Genomic DNA, 21,360 nt, shown 5'->3' on the forward strand with positions numbered 1-21,360 from the left:
CGTGGTGCAGCCCGCCGTGCTCCTGCTGGACGAGCCCCTCTCGAACCTCGACGCGAACCTCCGCGAGGAGATGCGCTACGAGATCCGGCGCCTGCACGACGAGTTCCACATCACGACGGTCTACGTCACCCACGACCAGGCGGAGGCGATGGTGACCTCTGACCGGATCGCGGTGATGAACCAGGGGCGGATCGAGCAGGTGGACAGCCCGCGCGCCCTCTACGCGCGGCCCCGGACGCGCTTCGTCGCCGGCTTCATCGGCCGCACCAACTTCCTCGACGGCGAGGCGCGCGGCGCGGACATCGTCTTCGACCACTTCGCGATCCCGCGCGCGCGGTTTCCCGAGCCGCCGGCGCCCAACGGCCGGGTCGCCTTCTCGCTGCGCCCGCAGAGCATCCAGCTCCACCGCCAGCGGCCCGCCGCCTCCGAGCGCGCCTGCCTGATCCCGGGCCGGATCGTCCAGCGCGCGTACCTCGGCGAGCACTGGGACTACGCGGTGCGGCCGAAGGACAGCGCGCTCCAGCTCCGGGTGACGGCGCGCCCCCACGACGTCTTCGAGGTGAACGAGGACGTGTGGCTCGAGCTCGACCCCGGCCAGATGGCCGCGCTGCGCTAGCTCGCTCCCTCGCCCGGCGCCGCCGGGGTATACTGGTACCATTATGGTTCCACAATGGATCCACCCGTCACCCCGGAGCTGAACCCATGGCGAATCTCACGATCAAAAACGTGCCCGACCCGTTGGTTCGCCGGCTGAAGGTCCAGGCGACCCGCCATCGCCGGAGTCTCAACCTCGAGGTGATCACGTGCCTGGAGACGGTCACGCAGGCCGTTGCCGTCGACGCCGATACGCTGCTCGCCCGGGCCCGGATGATCCGCCGGACCCCGGTGCGGCTCCGGCTCAACGATCGGACGCTGAGAGCTCTCAAGGCCCGCGGGCGGCCGTGATCGTCGTCGACACGAACCTTCTCGTCTATCTCTATGTCGAGGGGCAGCGGACGCGCACCGCCGAGGCTGTCCTGGCTCGAGACGCGGCCTGGGCGGCGCCGTTGCTCTGGCGGTCCGAGTTCAGAAATGCGCTTGCGGGCCTCGTCCGACGGAGGGCACTGGCCATCGAGGACGCCATCCAGATCACCCACGAGGCCGAGCGCGCGATGACCGGCCGCGAATACACCGTCGTGTCCCACCGCGTGCTGCAGCTCGCCTCTCGATCCGGCTGCTCGGCTTATGACTGCGAGTTCGTGGCGCTCGCCCAGGACCTCGACGTGCCTTTGGTCACCGCCGATCGCGCCTTGCGCCGCGCGTTCCCGTCAGAGACGATCGCTCCCGAAACTTTCGCCTGAAGCGGCGAAGCGGTCAGGCGCGGGCGAAGCCCGCCCACAGCTCGCCGAGCCGCCTGAGCGTCGTCGCCGGCAGCGGGCCCTTGGCCACGGCGGCCGCCGCGTACTCGAGGTGCTCGAGGCTCGAGTAGCCCAGCAGCACCGTCGAGACCGCGTCGCGGCCGAGCGCGAAGCGCAGCGACGCCTCGACGAGGCTCCCCGCGTGGCCCTCCTTGACGAGCGCGCGCAGCGCCTGCGAGCGCTCGACGTCGCTCGCGTAGTCCGGCCCCGTGGCGATCGGGTCCACCGTCGGCACCGCGACGGGATGGCGGGCGCTCACGCCGCTCAGCGCGCCCGCGGCGAGCACGCGGATGACGATCACGCCGACGTGCTTTTGCCGCGCGCGGTCGAGCAGGCGCCCGAAGTCCTGCGCGGGGAACCCGCGCGGCACCTCGACGCCCGCGCTCGGGTTCAGCAGGTTGTAGCAGACCTGCGCCGTATAGAGCCGCGCCCCGTCGAGGACGCGCTGGAGGGCCGCGGTCTCGCCGAGCGCCGTGATGCCCCAGAAGCGCGTCTTGCCCTGGGTCTGCAGGGCCTGGAGCGCGGGGACCACCTCGCCGACGACGTCGGCCACGCTGACGGGCTGCGGGCCGCGCTCCTGGAAGATATTGTTGTGGAGCTGGAGCAGGTCCACGTGCGGCAGGCCCAGCCGCGCGAGGCTCGCGTCGAGCGACCGCGCGATGGCGCCGCGGACGTCCTTCAGGTCCGCCGGGCCGAGGCGGAACTTGGTGCCGACGTGGACGGGCGCGCGCAGCGCCTTCAGCGCGGCGCCGAGGTTCTGCTCGGACTGGCCGTCGCCGTAGAGCGGCGCGGTGTCGAAGTAGTTGACGCCGAGCTCCATCGCGCGCGCGACGGCACGCTCCCGCTCCGCCGCGCTCCCACGGATCATGAGACCGCCGACGTTGCCGCAGCCGAAGCCGAGCGCCGACACGCGGAGCCCGGTGTTGCCCAGCGCACGATAGTCCACGGGATCCTCCTCCCTAGCCCAGCGGGCCCACCTCGGCCTCGAGCAGGCTCCACGCGCTCGGGCCGAAGACCTTCCGCCAGCGCGCGTAGAACGGGCCGAGCCGTCGCTTGAAGCTCGCGGTATCCACCTCGTTCACGATCATGCCACGACCGGCGAGCCCCGCGGCGAGATCGCGGTTGAGCGCGTCGGTCTCGCGCCGTTGCCCGAGCGCGTAGCGCGAGGCGACGACCTCGACCGCCGCCTGGGTCTCGCGCGGCAGCCCCTGCCACACCGCGAGGTTTGCGAGGAGGTTGAAGCCCGACCACATGTGGCCCGTCAGGCTCGCGTAGCGCTGGAGCTCCCAGAGCCCGTTGAACTCGGTGACGACCAGCGGGTTCTCCTGCGCCTCGACCACGCCCGTGCGCAGCGCCTCGTGGAGCCGGTTCAGGTTCACCGCCTGCGGCTTCGCGCCGAGCGCGTCGAAGAAGTCGAGAAAGAGCCGGCCCGCCGGCGTGCGGATCGTGAGGCTCTCGAGGTCGCCGGCGTGGCGGATGGGGCGCGTGCGCGTCGTGATGTGGCGGAAGCCGTTCTCGAACGTCGCGCGCGGGAGGGCGTGGATGCCCTGGGCCGCCATCTCGCGCCGGAGGAAGTCGCCGAACTCGCCGTCCATCACCGCGAAGACGTGGGCGTGATCGTGGAAGGCGAAGGGCAGCCCCTGCATGTCGGCGACGGGCACCACGGTACCGATGAGCCCGCCCATGAGCGTGAAGAACTCGACGTCGCCCGCGAGCAGCATCTCGAGGGCGGCGGGATCGCCGCCGGCGATGCCGTCGTTCTGTGGGCACACGCGCACCTCGACCCGGCCCTGCGTCTCGACGCGGACGGCCGCCCACATCCGGACGAGCCAGCGGTGGAGCGGGCTGTCCGCGGGCTGGTTGTGGAACTGCCGCCAGGTCATGGCCGGATGATTGTAGGCGCTTTCCGTCCGGCCAGCGCGCGCAGGCGCCCGGCCGCCTCGACGAGGCCGCCGGGCAGGAGGAGCACGATCGCGATGAAGAGCGCGCCGAAGATCAGGAGGTGGAAGTCCACCCAGCGGATCGCGAGGTACTCCTTCAGGAAGACGTAGAAGATCGCGCCGAGGACCGGGCCGTGGAGCGTGCCGACGCCGCCGATGTAGGTGATGAGCAGCGCGTCGAAGGTCCAGTGCGGCCCGAAGGGGTGCGACGGGTAGTAGCTGATGTGGTAGTAGGCGAAGAGCCCGCCGGCGAGGCCCGCGAGCGCCGTCGAGAGCGCGAGCGCCAGGAGCTTCAAGCCGAGCGCGTTCACGCCCGAGGCCTCGGCCGCCTCCTCGTCCTCGCGGATCGCCTGCATGCCGAGCCCCGCGCGCGAGCGCGCGAGCGCCCACACCGCGCCGAGCGTCAGGACGGCGAGCGCGAGCGCCAGGTAGTAGCGGTCGGCGAGCCGGTAGCGGGCGATCGTCGCCGCGGGCAGGGTCGAGACCTCCGAGAGCACGTTGCCGACCGTGATGCGGAGGATCTCGCCGAGCGCGAGCGTCCCGATGGCGAAGTAGGCGCCGCGCAGGCGGAAGGCGACCGCGCCGATCAGGAGCGCCCCGGCCGTCGCGACGCCGGCGCCCGCCGCCATCGCGAGGGACACGGGCGCGCCCGCGCTCCAGAGCGAGCGCGTCGTGAGCGCGCCGAGGCCGAAGAACGCCGCGTGGCCGAGGTTCACCTGCCCCGCGTAGCCGGCGACGATGTTCCAGCTCTGGGCGAGCGTCACCGAGAGGAGCACGAGGAACAGGAAGTTCAGCACGGAGTCGCTGCGCGCCACGCGCGGGACGGCGGCCAGCGCGGCCACCGCCACCACGGCGAGCCCGAGCCCCCAGGCGCGCGTCACCGGGCGAAGAGCCCCTGCGGGCGGGCGACGAGCACGACGAAGAAGAGGACGAGGCCGACCATCTCGCGGTAGGGCCCGCCGAACCCCCAGGCGGCGAGGGCTTCGGCGAGGCCGAGCACGAGGCCGCCGACGAAGGTGCCCGGCATCGAGCCGAGCCCCGCCAGCACGACGACGACCAGCGCCTTCAGCGTCCACTCGAGCCCGATCGAGGGGCTCACCGAGTAGCCGACGCTCACGAGCGTGCCGGCGGCGCCCGCGAGCGCGGTGCCGATGGCGAACGCGAGCAGGTAGGCGCGGCGGACGTCGATGCCCGTCATGAGCGCCGCCTCCCAGTCCTCGGCGGTGGCACGGATCGCGCGGCCCCAGCGCGCGCGAGCGAGCAGGAGGTGGACGGCGCCGATCAGCGCCAGCGCGAGGACGAGGCTCGCGAGCCTCACGAGCGGGACCGTAATGCCGCCCACGTGGAGGACCGCGCCGGCGTACGACGTCGTGATCGAGCGCTCGTCCGCGGTCCAGAGCCGCACGGCGAGCGCGTCGAGCGCCAGCGCCAGGCCGAAGCCGATCAGGAGCGAGTTCTTCACGCGCGCCTCCTCGGACGCGCGCACGACCCAGCCGAAGAGCGCCCAGTAGAGGAGGGCGCCGAGCACGAGCGCGCCCGGGACGACGAGGGCGAGCGAGGCGAAGGGATCGAAGCCGGCGAGGGCGAAGAGCCAGAACGCGCCGTAGCCGCCGAGCATGATGAGCTGGCCGTGGGCGACGTTGAGCACCTTCATGACGCCGAAGATCAGCGAGAGCCCCGCGGCGGCGAGCCCGTAGAGGCCCCCGATCAGGAGCCCGAGGACGAGTTGCTGGACCAGCGAGCTCATTCGAGCGGGGGCCGCGAGGTCGGTGGCACTCGGGGGGTGGCCTGAGACAGACGCGCGCCGGCTGCGTTCCGCATGCCGCGATTCATCGAGCCAGGGGGCCGAGGTAGGCGCGGCGCACGTGCGCATCGTTCATGAGCGCGGCGCCCTGCCCTTCCGCCGCGACGCGCCCGGACTCGAGGATGTACCCGCGATGGGCCAGCGTGAGCGCCGCGTGGACGTTCTGCTCGACGAGGAGGATCGAGACGCCACCGCGGTTGATCTCGCGGAGGACCGCGAAGATGGACTCCACGATCCGCGGCGCCAGGCCGAGCGAGGGCTCGTCGAGGACGAGGAGCCGCGGCGCGGCCATGAGGGCGCGCCCGATCGCGACCATCTGCTGCTGGCCGCCGGAGAGCGCCCTGACGAGCTGGGAGCGGCGCTCGCGGAGCACGGGGAAGATCGCGTAGACGCCATCGAGCCGCGCCGCCGCGCCGTCGCGCGCGCGCGGGGCGAAGGCGCCGAGGCCGAGGTTCTCCTCGACGGTCATCGAGCCGAAGAGCCGCCGCCCCTCGGGCACGACCGCGACACCGCGCTCGACGACGGTGTGGGCGAGCGCGCCGGCGAGCGGCCGGCCCTCCCAGCGCAGCGTGCCCGCGCGCGGGCGCAGGAGGCCCGCGACGCAGCGGATCAGCGTCGTCTTGCCGGCCCCGTTCGGCCCGAGGAGCGCGACGATCTCGCCGGGGCGCACCGCGAGCGTGACGCCGGAGAGGACCAGGAACGGGCCGTAGGAGGCCTCGAGCCCCTCGACCTCGAGCACTACCCGGCGCCCCCGGCGGCGCTCCCGAGGTAGACGTCCACGACGGTCGGGTCGGCGGCGACGGCGGCGGGCGCGCCGTCGGCGATCTTCTCGCCGGCGCTCAGCACGATGATCCGCTGGGCGAGATCCATCAGCGCCCACACGATGTGCTCGACCATGAGGAGCGTCACGCCCTCGCCCTGGAGCCGGCGGATCAGCGCCATGGCGCTCTCGGTCTCGGCGGGATTGAGCCCGGCCATGAACTCGTCGAGCAGGAGGAGCTCGGGCGCCGTCGCGAGCGCGCGCGCGAGCTCGAGGCGCTTCTTGTCGATGAGCGTGAGCTGCGCGGCGCGGAGGTGCGCCCGGCCCTCGAGCCCGACGAGGCCGAGGAGGCGCGTGGCCTCCGCGGTCGCCGCGCCACGTCCCTCGCGCGCCCGGCCGTAGAGCCGCCCGACGAGGACGTTGTCGAGCACGGTGAGCCCGGCGAAGGGGCGCACGAGCTGGAACGTCCGCGCGACGCCCCACGCGCACACGCGGTGCGCCAGGCACCCGGCGATGTCACGGCCGCGGAGCCTGATCGCGCCGGCGTCGGGCGCGAGGGCGCCGGCGATCAGGTTGAAGAGCGTCGTCTTGCCCGAGCCGTTCGGGCCCATGACGCCGACGAGCTCGCCCGCGGCGAGGGTGAAGCTCACGTCGCTGACCGCGCGCACGCCCCCGAAGGCCTTGGAGACGCGCTCCACGGTGAGGAGCGTCATCGGGCGGGCGCGCGCGTCAGGCGCCCCAGACCGCGCGGGCGGCGGCGGTCACCACCTCGAGCTTCCGCCGCTGGATCTCCGGTGGGATGCGATTGCCCTCCATCGTGGACGCGAAGCCGCACTGCGGCGACAGCGCCAGCCGCTCGAGCGGCACGACCTTCGCCGCGGCCTCGATCCGGCGCGTCAGCTCGTCCACCGTCTCGAGCCGCGGCTTCTTCGTCGTCACGAGGCCGAGCACGACGATGCGGTCGTCGGGGACGGCGCGCAGCGGCTCGAAGCTCCCCGAGCGCTCGTCGTCGTACTCGAGCAGGAAGCGCTGGAACCGGCTCCGGCGGAAGACGCGCTCGGCGATGGGCTCGTAGCCGCCGCTCGCGTAGAACATCGACTGGTTGTTGCCGCGGCAGATGTGGAGCCCGAAGGTGACGCCGGCGTGGTCGCCGATCACCGCGTTGTCCATCTCGATCGTGGTGTCGATGAGCCGGTCGGGGTCGCTCCCGCGCCGGCGATAGCCCTCGCGAATCTCGGGGTCGAGCAGCGCCGCGTACTGGGGCGCGTCGATCTGGACGTAGGTGCAGCCGAGACGGATCAGCTCCTCGACCTCGCGGCGCGTGAAGTCCACGACGTCGGCCAGGTAGGCGTCGCGCGTCGGATAGGCGGCGCGCGACTTCTCCGGGTCGTAGTACGCGGCCGCCTGCTGGGCGCTGATGAGCGTCGTCTTGGCGGCCCGCCGGGCGCGGCCGCGCAGGTACGCGAACTCTTCGCCGCACATGCTCCGCCGCCAGCGGAGCCGCTCGACGACGACGGGGCGCTTGAAGACGAGCTGCTCGCCCGCCTCGTTGTGGAACGGGATCGCCCAGCCCCCGAACCGGTCGAAGCCGTCGAGCGCCTCGATCAGGTGGCCGAAGAACGCGTAGCGCCGCATCTCGCCGTCGGTCACGACGTCGAGGCCCGCCGCCTCCTGGAGCGCGACGGCCTCGTCCACGGCGCGGTCCTCGATCCGCTTGAACTCGGCCGGCCCGAGGCGCCCGCTCTCCGCGTCCCGCCGCGCCTCGGCGAGGTACGCCGGGCGCAGGAGGCTTCCGACCACGTCGCTACGCGCCACGTCGCCACGCATCCGGTGGCCTTTATACCACCACACGGAGCTGTACTTCTCGACGTGCGGCGTCTCCCCGCGGAACTACACCGACTACTGCAGTGAGGAGATGGACCGACCGGTGAGCATGCTCAGCGGCTGAAGTACCGCGCGAGGTCGCCCTTCTCGGACTTCACGGACGCGTCGAGCCACTTCGCGTCGCGCGAGAGGAAGCCGTCCCACCCCTTCTTGCCCTCGTCGTGCAGCTCCTGCTGGACGGCCCGGAAGCGGTAGTGCTCGTAGATGTCGAGGACGTGGACGGCGTACGCCTCGACGAGCCGCCGGTTCCCGCGGATGATCAGGAGGTTCTCGTCGTTCTCGTACGAGGCTTTGTACCCCAGGTTGTGGCTCCCCAGCACCACGACCCCGCGATCGGAGACCGGATCGACGACCACGACCTTGTCGTGGATGATCGCGTGGCCGACCTTCAGCAGCTCGTGCTCGAACGCGCCGACGACGTCGGCCTTCGTGAGCGCGGCCGCGCGGACGACGTGGATCCGCCCCTTCTCGTAGACGGCCGGCGACGGCGTCTTCGCCGCCCCCTTCACCGGCGCCACGTAGTTCGGCATGGCGGTCGGATCGCTCACCGCGCCGTAGACGAGCAGCGAGGGATCCTTGAGCCCGAGCCGGATCGCCTCCTCGACGATGCTCGTCTTCCCCGACCGTCCCGGCAGGAAGACCGCGAACAGGATCGCGTCCTGCGCCTTGCGCATCCAGGAGTAGACCGCCGCCAGGTCCGGGGGGACGTCCTCCTGCTTGGTCGTGCGCGCGGTATTCGGGGCGCACCACAGCGTGACCGTCGTGCCATCCGCGAGCACGACGCCCGCCGGCGGCTTCGCGTTCGCCGTGCGGATCGCGGGCCCTTGGACGTTGGTCGTCGAGGCGGTCGGCGACGTGGGCTTCTTGAACGCCTTCGTGTCCGCGAGGAGCCGCTTCCAGTAGTCGTCGAACTCCCGGGCGAGGTCCGGGGACTCGATGATCACGGCGTTGTTGCTCTGCCCGCAGAGGCCCGTCGCGGTCCAGTTGGTGCTGCCGGTCAGCACCGCCTTCGGCGCGCCGCCGGCGCCGACGAGGACCGCGAACTTGTTGTGGCCGATGTGGCCGTTGTCGAACATGCGATCGTGGAGCTCGAGACCGTGCGCCTTTTTCAGCGCCGCGCGCGCGTCCTTGTTCGTCGTGTCCCACCGGCCCGTCGTCGCGTCCTTGCCGGAGTTCGAGAGGATCACGCGGACGTGCTGCTTGTTCGCGATGATGAGCCGCGTGAGCTCCGCGTCCGAGAGCTCGTAGAGTGCCAGGCGAACCTCCGCGCCCGGCTCGCCGCCGGCGCGCTCGAGGAGCTCGCGGAGCATCGCGAGCACGTCGCCGGTGAGGTAGCGGCGGATCGCGTCGCCCTCGGCGGCCATGTGGGCCCGCACGGCGTCCGGCGTGAGCGCTTCCCCGTGCGCCTCGAGGGCGTGCTTCAGCCACTGCGCCGACAGGATCCCGTTGGTGAAGGTCGCGCGCACGCCCCCGTGCCGGGCGGTCACCAGCACGTCGCTCGTCTCGTACCCCGGGTCGGCGTAGGCGAGCGGCACCGCGGGGCCCATGTACGTCTTCGGGGGAAGACCGGTGACGGGCGCGAGCCCCGGTCGCGGGGGGACGAGCGGACGGATGCGGTACTTGACCCGCGCGTCGGCGGGGCGCCGGGCGGTCTGGTCCCGACGCTTGCGCACCGTCAGGTCGCGCCAGAAGAGCTTCTGCACGGGCCAGACGCTCGTGGTCTGTGGCTTCCAGCCCGGGTTCGACTGGCCCTTGAACGAAACCCAGGCCGCGAGCGGGCGCTCCTCGCCGGTGTCGACGTAGATGCGGGTGATCTCGAAGCCCAGACAGTGCTCGATGGTGTCGTCGAGCGTCCACGCGACGAAGGCGATCTCGTTGTTCGCGTAGGCCTTGGCCGCGACGATCCGCCCCATGCTCCGCCCTCCGCCTCGGCCCGGCCTCAGCCCGCGGCGGCCCGCCGCTCCAGCACCTCGGGGTTCACGACGTTGATCGGCTTGCCGCTCGCGTAGGCGAGGATCTGGTCGAAGATCGTGCTGAACATGTGCTCGAGCCCGGCGCGCTCCACGTACCCGAGATGCGGCACGCAGACCACGTTGTCCATCGCCAGCAGCGGATGCCGGCCGCCCAGCACCGGCTCCTCCTCGTAGACGTCCACCGCCGCCAGCCCGGGCCGCCCCGCGCGCAGCGCCGCCTCGAGCGCCCCCGGCGCGATCAGCCCCGCGCGGCTCGTGTTGACCAGCAGCGCCGTCGGCTTCATGCGGGCGAGGTCGCCGGCGCCGACGATGCCGCGCGTGGCGTCGATGAGCCTGAGGTGCAGCGAGAGGACGTCCGACTCCGCGAACAGCGCTTCCTTGCTCGCCGCGACCGCGACGCCGTCCTCGCGCGCCTTGGTGACCGAGGCCTCGCGCCCCCAGGCGAGCACGTTCATGCCGAACGCCCGGCCATAGCCGGCGACGACGGCGCCGATGCGGCCGTAGCCGTAGACGCCCAGCGTCTTGCCGCGCAGGCCGACGCCGATGGGATACGCCTGCCACTTCCCCGCACGGAGCGCCGCCGCCTCCTGCGGGATGCGCCGGAGCGCCGCGATGACGAGCCCCCACGTGAGCTCGGCCGTCGCGTACGACGGCCGCCCCGGCGCCATGTACGACGACACGATCACGCCGCGCCGCGTGCACGCCGGGACGTCGATGTGCGGGTACACGCTCACCTGGCTGATGAGCCGGAGCTTGTCGAGGCGCTCGAGGAGCGGCGCGCGGATCGGCGTGCGCTCGCGGAGGAGCGTCAGGGCCTCGGTGTCCTTGAGCCGCGCCGCCAGCACCTCCACGTCCTTGGTGTGATCGTTGAAGACCGTGACCTCGTGGCCGGCGACCTTCGCGAAGCACGGCAGCGTCCGGATCGTGTCCTGATAGTCGTCGAGGATCGTGAGGTTCATGTCGCGCAAGCCTATCACGGCCTGTTACACTGCGCGCGCGGCCCGGGGCCGAGGAGGCGGCGTGCGCATCCACAGCGTCGAGGCGATCCCGCTCGACATTCCACTGACGAAGAACTTCGGGGGCAGCACGTACACCGTCCTCAAGCGCTCGACGGTCGTCACGCGCCTCCGCACGGACGCCGGGCTCGTCAGCGAGGTCTACAACGGGGACAATCGGGAGCACGGCCGCGAGATCGCGCGGCTGGTCCGCGACGAGCTCGTCCCCCGCGTCACGGGCCTCGACGTCTTCGAGGGCGAGCGCATCTGGGAGGAGATGTTCGCCCTCACCCACGCGAGCCGCGACCGGAAGGTCCTGATGGAGGCGATCGCCTGCGTCGACTGTGCCGTCTGGGACCTCGCCGGCAAGGCTGTCGGCAAGAGTGTCTGCTCCCTGCTCGGCGGCTACCGCGAGCGCCTGCCGATCATCTCGATCGGCGGCTACTACATGGCCGGCAAGACGCTCGCCGACATCGGGCGGGAGATGGAAGCCTATCGCCGGGCCGGGATGGCAGGCTGCAAGTTCAAGGTCGGCGGCCTCGCGCCCGAGGAGGACGCGAAGCGTGTGGAGGCGGCGCGCCGGGCGGCCGGTTCCGACTTCGTCCTGGCGGTGGACGCGAACCGCGGCTGGTCGGTCGAGGACGCGGTGCGCTTCGCGCGCCTCGTCGAGCCGCTCGACATCGCCTGGTTCGAGGAGCCCTGCCACTGGCACGACGACGCCGCGATGATGGCGCGCGTGCGGCAAGCGACCCGCATCCCGATCACCGCCGGCCAGAGCGAGATCACGAGCCACGGCGTGCGGCGCCTCGTCGACGCGGGCGCCGTCGACCTCGTCAACTTCGACGCCTCGGAGGGCGGCGGCGTCACCGAGTGGCGCCGCGCGGCCGCGCTCTGCCGCGTGGCGGGCGTGCGGATGGCGCACCACGAGGAGCCGCAGATCGCCCAGCACCTGCTCGCCGCCGTCCCGCACGGCACCTACGTCGAGTGCTTCGCCGACCCCGAGCGCGACCCGATGTGGCAGGCCGTCTGGGCGAACCGCCCCGCGATCAAGGAGGGGACGCTCGAGGTGGCGCGCGACCCGGGCTTTGGCCTCGTCCTCGACGAAGGGCTGGTCCGGAAGTACCGCGTCGACTAGGCCGGCACGGCCAGCGCCGCGCGACCGAAGCCGAGGCCACGCCAGAGGTCGGCGAGCGCGTCGCGGCCGAGCGCCGAGCGGGCGAGCACGTCGCCCACCGCCGGCACCAGCGCGAACCCGTGGCCCGAGAATCCGGCGGCGACGAGGAGCCCGTCCACGCCCGGGACGGGGCCGAGCACCGGAAGCTCGTCGGGCGTGAACGCTTCGAGGCCCGCCCAGCTCCGCGCGAGCGGCCCGCCCGCGAGGGCCGGGTAGACGGTGCGCGCGACCTCCAGGCTCCCGCGCACGCTCGCGTCGAGCACCTCCCACCGGTTCGCCGCTTCGTCCACGACGCGCGCGGGCCAGCCGCCCCCGATGAGATAGGCGCCGTCGTCCAGCTGCTTCAGGCTGAGCTTCCGGTCGAAGCAGCCCACCACCGGCGCGAGCGCTCGGGGCGCCGGCGCGGTCAGCAGCATCTGGAGCGGCCGCGTCGCGAGCGGCAGGTGGATGCCGAGGGCGGCGAGGAGCGGAGCGCTCCACACCCCGGCCGCCACGATGGCAACGTCGCACCGCTCGCGCACGCCGTCCGTCCGCACGACGCCCACGACGCGGCCGCGCTCGACGACGAGCGCCCGCGCGCCCACGCCCTCCTCGACGCGGGCGCCCAGCCGGCGCGCCGCCGTCGCGAACGCCTGGACGGTCTCCGGCGCGCCCGCCTGACCGTCGATCGCGCAGTAGGCGGCGCCGAGGCAGCCGGGCGCGACGCCCGGCACGAGGCGCCGCGCCGCCGCCGCGTCGAGCGCTTCGACCGGCACGCCGTCCGCGCGCTGCTCGGCGGCCCAGCCGCGCGCGGCGCGCCACGCCTCCTCGTCGAGCGCCGCCCGGAACCCGCCGCCGCGCCGATACCGCGTCTCTCCCTCGAGCTCGCGGTCGAGATCGAGCCAGCGGCGAAGGCTCTCGAGGGCGAGCCGGCGCTCGGCGGGATCGCGCCCCATCACGCGCACGCCGGCCGCGCTCGCCCCCGACGCCGCCGCGCCGACGCGAGCGCGCTCGAGCACCGTGACGCGCACGCCGGCGTCAGCGCGCCTGAGATGAAACGCGGCGCAGAGCCCCATGAGACCGCCGCCCGCGATCACGACGGACATCGCGGCCGAGCCTAGCACACGCCGCGTCGACAACGGTACGCGCCCGGGACGTCCGATCGGCTCCCCTAATCCGCTTGACTTCCCCGCTCGCCGTAGGCATTGTTCGCCGCAACTCACCTCTTTCCTTCGTAAACGTGTCGGGACGCAAGGAGAGACAGAATGCCTGCCAAGGACCCCGGCCGGAAGGTCGTCCGCTCCCAGGTCAATCGCCGCGACTTCCTGAAGCACGCGGGCTGGGGGACCGCCGGGTTGACGGCGCTCGTCGGCGGCGCTCGCCGGGCGCGCGCCGCGACGTCCCCGTATCCCGACTGGATCCCGGCCAGCACCAAGCCGCCGAAACGGGGCGGCGTCCTCACGCGGGCCTCGACGTGGGACCCGCCGGTGCTCGATCCGCGCCTGACGCAGTCGATCGGGCTCTTCCAGTTCGCCGGCCTCACCTCGAGCCGCCTCGTCCGCTACGCGTTCCCCGACGAGGCGAGCGGCACCAACGACCTCTCGCTCAAGGGCGACCTCGCGGAGTCGTGGCAGCCGAGCCCCGACCACCGGGTCTGGACGTTCAAGCTGCGCCAGGGGGTCAAGTGGCACAACGTGCCGCCGCTGAACGGGCGCGAGCTCACCGCGGCGGACGTCAAATACTGCTACGAGGCCTACGCGAAGGAGGGCGTGCAGTCGTTCACGTTCCGCGAGATCGAGGGGATGGAGACGCCGGACAAGCACACGCTGCGCGTGCACCTCCAGACGCCCAACGTGTTGTTCCCCCAGAACGTCGCCGAGTCCGTCACGGTGATCTTCCCCCGCGAGGTCCTGGAGGAGGACGGTGACCTCAAGAAGCGCCTGATCGGCACCGGCCCCTACATCCTCAAGGAGCACACGCGCAAGGTGCGGGTGGTGCTGACGCGCAACCCCGACTACTACGATAAGGGCCGCCCGTACGTGGACGAGTACGTCATCCTCTCGACGCCGGACGACGCGACCCGCGTGGCGGCGTTCCGGACGGGCCAGAGCGACATCATCTGGCGGGCGAGCGTGGCCGACGTCGAGGCCATCCGCAAGACCAATCCCGCGGCCGCCGCGCAGGAGTACAAGAACGTGCTGGCACCGTTCGGGCTGGCGCTGGCACAGGACAAGCCGCCCTTCAACGACCTGCGGGTGCGGCGCGCCATCTCCATCGCCATCGACCGCCAGAAGCAGGTGGACACGATCTTCGAGGGCCACGGCATCCCCGGCTGGGGCCTCCCCTACATCTACTATCAGGACAGGATGCCGACGCTGGCCGATCTCGGCCGCTGGTGGCAGTACCGACCGGCGGACGCGAAGAAGCTCCTGGCCGAGGCCGGCTACCCCAACGGGTTCGAGACGACGCTGTTCTACTACGAGTACTTCCCGCAGATGACGTCCCAGGTCCAGCTCGTGCAGCAGGACCTCAAGAAGAACCTCAACATCAACGTCAAGATCACCAAGCTCGACTACACGACGTACTACGGCCGCTACGTGGAGAGCAAGTGGGACGGGATCGCCTGGGGGTTCCAGTCGGGCCACGCGGTGGGCCTCGACGAGCGGACCTACATGTACATGCACTCCAAGTCCACGAAAAACTTCTTCCGCGTCAACGACGCCGTCATCGACGAGCTGACCACCAAGCTCAGGCGGACGCCCGACCGCGCCGAGCAGCGCGTGATCACCAAGAAGATCGTCGATCGCGAGCTCGACCAGGTGCTCCGGATGTGGATGCCCTACGACAACGGCTTCCTGGTCTTCCAGCCGTACGTGCGGAACGCCGCCGCCCTGTCGCTCCGGCGCACCGACGGTTACGGGTCGCCGACCACCGCGCGGCTGTGGCTCGATAAGTAATGGAGCGTTCGAGCGCCGAGGGGGCCGTCGCGCCCCACGGGCGCGCCTGTAATGTCGCCCCCTCCGATTAATGCACAAGTATGTGATCCGCCGGCTCCTGCTCGCGATCCCGGTCCTCCTGCTCTCCTCGCTGATCGTCTTCGGGCTGATGCGCGTGATGCCGGGGGACGCGCTGACCGCGCTGATGGCGGAGTCGGGCAACGTCGGCGCGCGCGAGCTCGCCAAGCTCCGCAAGGATCTCGGCCTCGACCGCCCGTATCACGAGCAGTACCTCATCTGGGTCTGGCAGATGGTGAGCCTGAATCCCGGTGATTCGGTCTTCACGGGCGAGCCCATCCCGGTGGCCCTGAAGAAATCGATTCCGGTCACCCTCGAGCTGGCGACGCTGGCGCTGATCCTCGGCCTGGTCATCGCGATTCCGATCGGGGTGCTCTCGGCGACCCGCCAGGACACGTCCTCGGACTACGCGGGGAGGGTGGTCGCCGTCTCCGGCCTCTCGCTGCCCGACTTCTGGCTCGGCACGCTGGTCATCACCTTCGCGGCGCTCTGGTTCCACTGGATCCCGCCGATCGGCTACGTCAGCATCTGGGAGTCGCCGTGGCGCAATCTCCAGCAATTCCTGCTGCCCGCGGCCGTGCTCGGCTTCCGTCTCTCGGCGGCGACGATGCGCATGACGCGCTCGACCGTGCTCGAGGTGCTCCGCGAGGACTACGTGCGCACCGCCTGGGCCAAGGGCCTCGGGGGACGGATCGTCGTCTACAAGCACGCGCTGAAGAACGCCCTCATCCCCGTCGTCACCATCGTCGGGGGCCAGCTCGGGGTGCTGCTGGCCGGCACCGTGGTCGTCGAGACGATCTTCGCGCTGCCGGGGATGGGCCGGCTGACCGTCGAGGCGATCCTGTTCCGCGACTATCCCGTGGTGCAGACCAACGTCATGCTCGTCGCGGCGACGCTCGTCACGCTGAACTTGCTCGTGGACCTGACCTACGCGTGGCTCGACCCGCGGATCCGGTACGGATAATGTCCATCGCGACGGCGCGCGTCTCCCGGTTCGAGGAGCAGCCGGTCCGCGCCGCGAGCCGCGTGGCGGCGCTCTGGACCGTCATCAAGCGGAAGCCGCTCGGGATGGCCTCGGCCGCCCTCCTCGCGCTGATCGTGCTGACGGCGGTCTTCGCGGACGTCCTGGCGCCCTACGATCCGCTCGCGACCCAGCCGGAGATCCGGCTGGCGCCGCCGAGCTGGGACCACCCGTTCGGCACCGACGACATCGGCCGCGACGTCCTGAGCCGCGTCATCCACGGCAGCCGGATCTCGCTCTGGGTGGGGCTGCTCGCCGTCGGGATCGGGACGGTCGCGGGCATGATCATCGGCCTCCTGTGCGGGTATTGCGAGGGCCGGCTCGACCTCTTCGCGCAGCGCCTGATGGACGCGATCCAGGCGATCCCGGGATTGATCCTCGCGCTGGCCATCGTCTCCGTGCTGAAGCCGAACACGACGAACGCGATGCTCGCGATCGCCATCGTCATCATTCCGGGCAACTCGCGCATCGTGCGCGGCGCCGTCCTGTCCGCGAAGCAGAACCGCTACGTCGAGGCCGCGCAGGCGATCGGCTGCCGGCATCCGCGGATCATCATGAGCCACATCCTCCCCAACGTGACGGCGCCGATCCTCATCATCGCGTCGATCTGGCTCGGGAACGCCATCCTGATCGAGGCGACGCTGTCCTTTCTCGGCGTGGGGACCCAGCCGCCCACCCCCTCCTGGGGGTTGATGCTGAGCAGCACGGGGCGCGCGTTCATGGAGCAGGCCCCCTGGCTCGCGATCTTCCCGGGCCTGGCCATCAGCCTCGCCGTGCTCGGCTTCAACCTCTTCGGCGACACCCTGCGCGACGCGTGGGATCCGAAGCTCCGGCGCACCTGAGCCGGCCCCCGCGCTGAGGCCCCGTCTCGACAACGTCCGTAACCGTGCCGGGTGGTAGACTCACCTCGGTGATGGAGCTCCAGGGACAGGTCGCGATCGTCACCGGCGCCGGCCGCGGCATCGGCCGCGCCACGGCGCTCGAGTTGGCGCGGCTGGGCGCCGACGTGGTCGTCGCCGAGCTGGACAAGGCCGGCGCCGAGCGGACGGCGGCCGAGGTGAAGAGCCTCGGGCGGCGGGCGCTCGCGCTGCCGACCGACGTCACGCGGCGCGCCGACCTCCAGACGATGGCCGACCGCACGCTTGCCGAGCTCGGGCGGATCGACGTCCTCGTGAACAACGCCGGCATCTACCGCGCCGCGGCGCCCCTCGACGTCACCGAGGAGCACTGGGACGCGATCATGAGCATCAACGCCCGGGCGGTGTTCTTCGCCTGCCAGGCCGTGCTGCCGGCGATGGTCAAGCAGAAGCGCGGCGCCATCGTGAGCCTCGCGTCCATGGCCGGGAAGATCGGCAACCGCAACAACCTCCCCTACAACGCCAGCAAGGCGGCCGTCATCAGCATCACGAAGAGCCTCGCCCTCGCGCACGCCAAGGACGGCATCCGCGTGAACTGCGTCTGTCCCGGCTTCGTGGAAACCGACATGTGGGCGCTCGTCGCGCGTGAGCAGGGCGCCCTGATGGGCATGACGCCCGAGGAGTTCACCAGGCAGCGCGCCGCCCAGGTGCCGCTCGGGCGGATGGAGCGCCCCGAGGACGTCGCCGGGGTGATCGCCTTCCTCGCCGGAAGCCGCGCCGGGTACATGACCGGCCAGGCACTCAGCGTGGACGGCGGCCTGGTCATGCATTGAGCGAGATCGCTTCGAGGAGAGCCCCATGAGCGAGACACCGAAACTGCTGCTGGAGAAGGACGGGCCGATCGGCTGGATCGTCTTCAACCAGCCGGAGAAGCGGAACGCGGTGAGCCAGGAGATGTGGGAGCTGATGCCGAAGTACGTGCACGACCTGGCGACCGACGACGCGATCCGCGTGGTCGTCCTGCGCGGCGCCGGCGACAAGGCCTTCGTGGCCGGCGCCGACATCTCGCAGTTCAAGGACCGCCGCCGCAACATGGCCGACGAGGAAGAGTACCGGCGGATCAACGCGCGCGGTCAGGAGGCGCTCACGGCCCTGACGAAGCCGCTCCTCGCGATGATCCACGGCTACTGCGTGGGCGGCGGCGTCAGCATCGCCATCGGCTGCGACATCCGCATCGCGGCGGACGACGCGCGCTTCGGCGTGCCCGCGGCGCGGCTCGGGCTCGGTTACCACTACCACGGGATGGAAAAGCTCATGAAGCTGGTCGGGCCGGCGTACACGAAGGAGATCTTCTTCACCGCCCGCACCGACTTCAGCGCCCAGGACGCGCTCCGGATGGGGCTCGTGAACCAGGTCGTGCCCAAGGCCGACCTCGAGCGCTTCACGCGCGACTACGCGCTGACGATGGCGCGCAACGCGCCGCTCACGCTGCGCTCCGCGAAGGCCACCGTGGAGCAGCTCGTGAAGCCCGCCGGCGAGCGCGATCTGGCGCTGCTCGACCGGCTGATCGCCGACTGCTTCAACAGCCAGGACTACCAGGAAGGGGTCAAGGCGTTCTCCGAGAAGCGCCGCCCCGAGTTCAAGGGCCGCTGACGTACCGCGCGACGCGATAGGGCACCCGTGCCAGGTCGGGGCAGAACCGGCCGACCACCGGCGCCAGCCGCTCGCAGAGCTCCTTCGTCGCCGCGTTGACGTCCGCCAGGCGCCGCCGCGCGGCGTCCGCCTCGCGCGCGAGCGCGGCGACGTCGACCGTCGTGACGCGCCGGTCCTCCACGACCATCCGGCCACCGATCATGACGTGCCGCACGGCCGCGCCGTCCTCCGTGTGGACGAACTGGTTGGTGGAATCGTTCAGGGGCACCCAGTTGACGTGGCCGAGGTCGAGGAAGACGATGTCGGCCTTGTAGCCCGCCGCGAGCCGGCCGATGCGGCCGTCGAGCCCGAGCGCCCGCGCGCCGCCCTCGGTGGCCGCGACCGCGACCTCCTCCGTCGTCACCCAGCGCTCGCGCTCCGGGCATTGCCCCTTGGAGACGAGCGAGGCGAGACGCATCGCCTCGTACATGTTCAGGTTGTCGGAGCAGTTCGCGCCGTCGGTGCCCAGGCCCACGTTGACCCCGTGCTCGAGCATCGCCCGCATATCCGCGAGCCCGTTGCCGAGCCGCAGGTTGCTGCCCGGGTTGTGCGCGACGGAGGCGCCGCGGTCGCCGAGCCGCTGCATGTCGTCCGCGTCGAGCCACACACCGTGGGCGACGGTGAAATGCGGGCCGAGCAAGCCGAGGTCGTCGAGATGGGCCGTCAGCGTCTTGCCGTAGCGCTCGAGCCCGACGACCGCTTGGACCTTGGACTCGGCGACGTGGCTGTGCAGTCCCACGCCGTGCTCCCGGGCGAGGTCGGCGCAGGCGCGGAGGAACTCGTCCGAGCAGTGGTGCGGGATCGTCGGGGCGACCGCGAGCCGAACCCGGTCGCGGTCGAGTGTCCACTCGCGCAGCGCCGCGCGCATGTTCGCGACGCTCGTCTTCCACGGCGCCGGCCTGAGCTTCTCGACGTCCCGCTGCAGCGCGGGCGTGAGGGCGTCCATCAGGCCGGGGATCGCCTCGAAGAACGTGCGGTCCGCGACCATCGGCGCGAGGACCGCCCGCATGCCCACCTCCGCGTAGGCGCTGCCGACCGCCTGGAGCCCCTCGACCGTCGGCGCGGGCCACTCGAGCGGGAGGTCGTAGCAGGCCGTGCAGCCCTTGAGCACCATCTCGACCGCGCCGAGCTTCGCGCTGAGATGCTTTTCCGGAAGCGAGCGACTGCCGCTGATCCACGGGCCGGCCGTGAGCAGCAGCTCGAGCGTCCAGCGGTCGCCCATGCCCTTGGCGAGGTTCCCGTGGGCGTGGGTGTGAGCGTTGATCAGCCCCGGGTGCAGCAGCAGGCCGCGCGCGTCCATGACCCTCGCGCCGGCCGGCGCGGCCAGGCCGGGCGCGCCGACCTCGGCGATGCCGTCGCCCGCCACGAGCACGTCGGCGGCGTCGGCGCGGTGGGCGGGGGCGTCGAGCAGGCGACCCCCGCGGATGATGGTGGTCTTGCCGGTGTCGGCGTTCCCGCCGGTGCCCATGGCTCGGTCACCTCCCCCGGGTAGCGTATAGTACGGCACCATGAGCCAATCACCGGCTCCCCCGCGCTTCGTCACCCTCCCCGAGATCCGCCGCGCGGCCAAGTCGCGGCTCCCCCGCGAGGCGTGGAACTTCGGCGACGGCGGCAGCGAGTCGGAGGCGACGCTCCGTCGCAACCGTCGCCACCTCGACCGCCTCGCGATCATGCAGAACGTCCTCGTGGACGTGCGCCAGATCGACCTCCGGACGAGCCTCCTCGGCGTGCCGCTCTCGTCGCCCGTGGGCGTCGCGCCCATGGGTGGCCTCGTCCTCTTCCATCCCGAGGGCGACGTGGAGATGGCTCGCGGCGCCGGGCAGGCCGACACGCTCCAGTGGCTCTCGGGCGCCACCGGCTGGCCCGTCGAGGACGTCGCGAAGGCCGGCGGCGGAGCGCCCCAGATGTTCCAGCTCTACGCCCACGGGGACCGCGGCTGGATGAGCGAGCTGCTCAAACGGGTCGAGGATTCCGGCTACAAGGCGGTCGCCCTCACCGTGGACACCCAGCACTACAGCCGGCGCGAGCGCGACATCCTCGCGCGCTGGAGCCCGCGCAAGGCGATGGAGATCGCGCCCAACCCGCGCGGACCCAACTCCGAGTACCAGGCGCGGCTCACCTGGACGGACGTCGAGTGGCTGATGAAGACGACGAAGCTGCCCGTGGGACTCAAGGGCATCATGACCGTGCCGGATGCGCGCCGCGCCGTCGAGACGGGCGTGCGCCTCATCTGGGTCTCCAACCACGGCGGGCGCCAGCTCGACCATACGCAGTCGTCGATCGAGGCGCTGCCGCCCATCGCCGACGCCGTGGCCGGCCGCGCCGAGATCGTGGTGGACGGCGGGTTCTCGCGCGGGACCGACGTGGTGAAGGGGCTCGCGCGCGGGGCGCGGGCGGTCATGGTGGGGCGCACGGCGCTGTGGGGTCTCGCGGCCGACGGCGCCGAGGGCGTCGCCCGCGTCTTCGAGATCCTGCGCGAGCAGATCCACGTGGCGATGGGCCTCTGCGGCCGCACGAAGATCGCCGACCTCAAGCCCGACCTGATCTTCAAGGCCGATTGAGGCGCACCGCGCGAACCGAGGTGAGGTGACGACGCCATGGCGACGAGCGCCGCGGTCCTGAACGAGTCGATGCCGACCGCCGAGTACGCCCGGCTCGAGGAGCGGATCCTCGCGCGCGATCAGGTCGGCGCGAGCGGGGTGCTGTACGGGATCATGAAGCGGGGGCGCCCCGTCACCGAGATGGTCGGCGAGACCGTGCGGATCCACGCGCCGTACACCCACGTCCCCTACCACCAGCGGCTCGACGACGGCGTCGTCAAGTTCGTGAACAACGACCACTGCCTGCTGAGCGAGCGGGTCGGCCTGCCG

General features: G+C 71.7%; 22 protein-coding genes. 11 read left to right on the forward strand and 11 right to left on the reverse strand.

Features of this window, described 5'->3' with window-relative positions; genetic code table 11:
• The 3 genes from VKG64_08430 to VKG64_08440 all read left to right on the forward strand — a co-directional run.
• Positions 1-616: ABC transporter ATP-binding protein (locus VKG64_08430; protein ID HKB25065.1), on the forward strand; the 616-nt coding region annotated here is incomplete at its 5' end.
• Between the two features lie 86 nt (positions 617-702).
• Positions 703-945 (forward strand): plasmid stability protein, encoded by a 243-nt coding sequence (locus tag VKG64_08435; protein HKB25066.1) that lies wholly within the window; start codon positions 703-705, stop codon positions 943-945.
• Positions 942-1,340 carry a type II toxin-antitoxin system VapC family toxin gene (locus VKG64_08440; protein HKB25067.1) on the forward strand — a complete coding sequence of 133 codons (399 nt, stop codon included), beginning with the start codon at positions 942-944 and terminating at the stop codon, positions 1,338-1,340. Before VKG64_08435 ends, VKG64_08440 begins: the two co-directional genes overlap by 4 nt.
• 13 nt (positions 1,341-1,353) lie before the next feature.
• On the opposite strand, the gene VKG64_08445 is transcribed toward VKG64_08440, so the two are convergent.
• From VKG64_08445 to VKG64_08485, 9 genes are all read right to left on the reverse strand, one after another.
• On the reverse strand, positions 1,354-2,343 hold the full coding sequence (locus VKG64_08445; GenBank protein ID HKB25068.1) for an aldo/keto reductase: 990 nt from the start codon (positions 2,341-2,343) through the stop codon (positions 1,354-1,356).
• A 13-nt stretch (positions 2,344-2,356) separates the two neighbouring features.
• Positions 2,357-3,280, reverse strand: a complete 924-nt coding sequence (locus tag VKG64_08450) for a TRAP transporter substrate-binding protein (GenBank protein HKB25069.1) — start codon at positions 3,278-3,280, stop codon at positions 2,357-2,359.
• Positions 3,277-4,218, reverse strand: a complete 942-nt coding sequence (locus tag VKG64_08455) for a branched-chain amino acid ABC transporter permease (GenBank protein HKB25070.1) — start codon at positions 4,216-4,218, stop codon at positions 3,277-3,279. The genes VKG64_08450 and VKG64_08455 overlap by 4 nt, the downstream gene beginning before the upstream one ends.
• On the reverse strand, positions 4,215-5,084 hold the full coding sequence (locus VKG64_08460) for a branched-chain amino acid ABC transporter permease (GenBank protein HKB25071.1): 870 nt from the start codon (positions 5,082-5,084) through the stop codon (positions 4,215-4,217). The genes VKG64_08455 and VKG64_08460 overlap by 4 nt, the downstream gene beginning before the upstream one ends.
• An 82-nt stretch (positions 5,085-5,166) precedes the next feature.
• Positions 5,167-5,880 carry an ABC transporter ATP-binding protein gene (locus VKG64_08465; GenBank protein HKB25072.1) on the reverse strand — a complete coding sequence of 238 codons (714 nt, stop codon included), beginning with the start codon at positions 5,878-5,880 and terminating at the stop codon, positions 5,167-5,169.
• Positions 5,880-6,614, reverse strand: coding sequence for an ABC transporter ATP-binding protein (locus tag VKG64_08470; protein ID HKB25073.1), 735 nt, complete (start codon positions 6,612-6,614; stop codon positions 5,880-5,882). The genes VKG64_08465 and VKG64_08470 overlap by 1 nt, the downstream gene beginning before the upstream one ends.
• Positions 6,615-6,630: 16 nt before the next feature.
• Positions 6,631-7,716: a cobalamin-independent methionine synthase II family protein gene (locus tag VKG64_08475; protein HKB25074.1), complete on the reverse strand. Its 1,086-nt coding sequence runs from the start codon at positions 7,714-7,716 to the stop codon at positions 6,631-6,633.
• Positions 7,717-7,838: 122 nt separating this feature from the next.
• Positions 7,839-9,698, reverse strand: a complete 1,860-nt coding sequence (locus VKG64_08480) for a phospholipase D-like domain-containing protein (protein HKB25075.1) — start codon at positions 9,696-9,698, stop codon at positions 7,839-7,841.
• A 26-nt stretch (positions 9,699-9,724) separates the two neighbouring features.
• Entirely contained in the window at positions 9,725-10,717 is a 993-nt protein-coding gene (locus VKG64_08485; GenBank protein HKB25076.1) for a D-2-hydroxyacid dehydrogenase family protein, read from the reverse strand.
• Positions 10,718-10,778: 61 nt separating this feature from the next.
• On the opposite strand from VKG64_08485, the gene VKG64_08490 reads away from it, so the two are divergent.
• Positions 10,779-11,888 (forward strand): mandelate racemase/muconate lactonizing enzyme family protein, encoded by a 1,110-nt coding sequence (locus VKG64_08490; protein ID HKB25077.1) that lies wholly within the window; start codon positions 10,779-10,781, stop codon positions 11,886-11,888.
• On the opposite strand, the gene VKG64_08495 is transcribed toward VKG64_08490, so the two are convergent.
• Positions 11,885-13,012 carry an FAD-binding oxidoreductase gene (locus VKG64_08495; GenBank protein ID HKB25078.1) on the reverse strand — a complete coding sequence of 376 codons (1,128 nt, stop codon included), beginning with the start codon at positions 13,010-13,012 and terminating at the stop codon, positions 11,885-11,887. The genes VKG64_08490 and VKG64_08495 overlap by 4 nt on opposite strands.
• Before the next feature lie 159 nt (positions 13,013-13,171).
• Between VKG64_08495 and VKG64_08500 the strand changes: the two genes are divergently transcribed.
• The 5 genes from VKG64_08500 to VKG64_08520 all read left to right on the forward strand — a co-directional run bounded on the left by VKG64_08500 (position 13,172) and on the right by VKG64_08520 (position 18,451).
• On the forward strand, positions 13,172-14,863 hold the full coding sequence (locus tag VKG64_08500) for an ABC transporter substrate-binding protein (GenBank protein HKB25079.1): 1,692 nt from the start codon (positions 13,172-13,174) through the stop codon (positions 14,861-14,863).
• A gap of 70 nt (positions 14,864-14,933) precedes the next feature.
• A complete protein-coding gene (locus VKG64_08505; protein ID HKB25080.1) occupies positions 14,934-15,884 on the forward strand; it encodes an ABC transporter permease in 951 nt (316 codons plus the stop codon).
• Positions 15,884-16,783, forward strand: a complete 900-nt coding sequence (locus tag VKG64_08510; protein HKB25081.1) for an ABC transporter permease — start codon at positions 15,884-15,886, stop codon at positions 16,781-16,783. Before VKG64_08505 ends, VKG64_08510 begins: the two co-directional genes overlap by 1 nt.
• Positions 16,784-16,854: 71 nt before the next feature.
• Complete coding sequence (locus VKG64_08515) at positions 16,855-17,631, forward strand: SDR family NAD(P)-dependent oxidoreductase (protein HKB25082.1); 777 nt, start codon at positions 16,855-16,857, stop codon at positions 17,629-17,631.
• Between the two features lie 25 nt (positions 17,632-17,656).
• On the forward strand, positions 17,657-18,451 hold the full coding sequence (locus VKG64_08520; protein ID HKB25083.1) for an enoyl-CoA hydratase: 795 nt from the start codon (positions 17,657-17,659) through the stop codon (positions 18,449-18,451).
• On the opposite strand, the gene VKG64_08525 is transcribed toward VKG64_08520, so the two are convergent.
• The gene (locus tag VKG64_08525; protein HKB25084.1) at positions 18,438-19,958 is read right to left on the reverse strand and encodes an amidohydrolase family protein; all 1,521 of its coding nucleotides are present in this window, start codon (positions 19,956-19,958) and stop codon (positions 18,438-18,440) included. The two genes, VKG64_08520 and VKG64_08525, sit on opposite strands and share 14 nt — an antisense overlap.
• A 40-nt stretch (positions 19,959-19,998) precedes the next feature.
• Here VKG64_08525 and VKG64_08530 point away from each other — a divergent pair, with 40 nt between their 5' ends.
• The gene (locus VKG64_08530) at positions 19,999-21,051 is read left to right on the forward strand and encodes an alpha-hydroxy acid oxidase (protein HKB25085.1); all 1,053 of its coding nucleotides are present in this window, start codon (positions 19,999-20,001) and stop codon (positions 21,049-21,051) included.
• Positions 21,052-21,087: 36 nt separating this feature from the next.
• Positions 21,088-21,360: hypothetical protein (locus VKG64_08535; protein ID HKB25086.1), on the forward strand; the 273-nt coding region annotated here is incomplete at its 3' end.

Source organism: Candidatus Methylomirabilota bacterium, from assembly GCA_035260325.1.
Classification (GTDB): domain Bacteria; phylum Methylomirabilota; class Methylomirabilia; order Rokubacteriales; family CSP1-6; genus AR19.

Excerpts from the sequence above, each read along its gene's own strand:
- VKG64_08470 (HKB25073.1), bottom strand. The coding sequence starts at position 6,614 with ATGACGCTCCTCACCGTGGAGCGCGTCTCCAAGGCCTTCGGGGGCGTG.
- VKG64_08505 (HKB25080.1), top strand. The coding sequence starts at position 14,934 with ATGCACAAGTATGTGATCCGCCGGCTCCTGCTCGCGATCCCGGTCCTC.
- VKG64_08515 (HKB25082.1), top strand. The coding sequence starts at position 16,855 with ATGGAGCTCCAGGGACAGGTCGCGATCGTCACCGGCGCCGGCCGCGGC.
- VKG64_08530 (HKB25085.1), top strand. The coding sequence starts at position 19,999 with ATGAGCCAATCACCGGCTCCCCCGCGCTTCGTCACCCTCCCCGAGATC.
- VKG64_08435 (HKB25066.1), top strand. The coding sequence starts at position 703 with ATGGCGAATCTCACGATCAAAAACGTGCCCGACCCGTTGGTTCGCCGG.
- VKG64_08520 (HKB25083.1), top strand. The coding sequence starts at position 17,657 with ATGAGCGAGACACCGAAACTGCTGCTGGAGAAGGACGGGCCGATCGGC.
- VKG64_08450 (HKB25069.1), bottom strand. The coding sequence starts at position 3,280 with ATGACCTGGCGGCAGTTCCACAACCAGCCCGCGGACAGCCCGCTCCAC.
- VKG64_08485 (HKB25076.1), bottom strand. The coding sequence starts at position 10,717 with ATGAACCTCACGATCCTCGACGACTATCAGGACACGATCCGGACGCTG.
- VKG64_08500 (HKB25079.1), top strand. The coding sequence starts at position 13,172 with ATGCCTGCCAAGGACCCCGGCCGGAAGGTCGTCCGCTCCCAGGTCAAT.
- VKG64_08495 (HKB25078.1), bottom strand. The coding sequence starts at position 13,012 with ATGTCCGTCGTGATCGCGGGCGGCGGTCTCATGGGGCTCTGCGCCGCG.
- VKG64_08480 (HKB25075.1), bottom strand. The coding sequence starts at position 9,698 with ATGGGGCGGATCGTCGCGGCCAAGGCCTACGCGAACAACGAGATCGCC.
- VKG64_08460 (HKB25071.1), bottom strand. The coding sequence starts at position 5,084 with ATGAGCTCGCTGGTCCAGCAACTCGTCCTCGGGCTCCTGATCGGGGGC.
- VKG64_08525 (HKB25084.1), bottom strand. The coding sequence starts at position 19,958 with ATGGGCACCGGCGGGAACGCCGACACCGGCAAGACCACCATCATCCGC.
- VKG64_08510 (HKB25081.1), top strand. The coding sequence starts at position 15,884 with ATGTCCATCGCGACGGCGCGCGTCTCCCGGTTCGAGGAGCAGCCGGTC.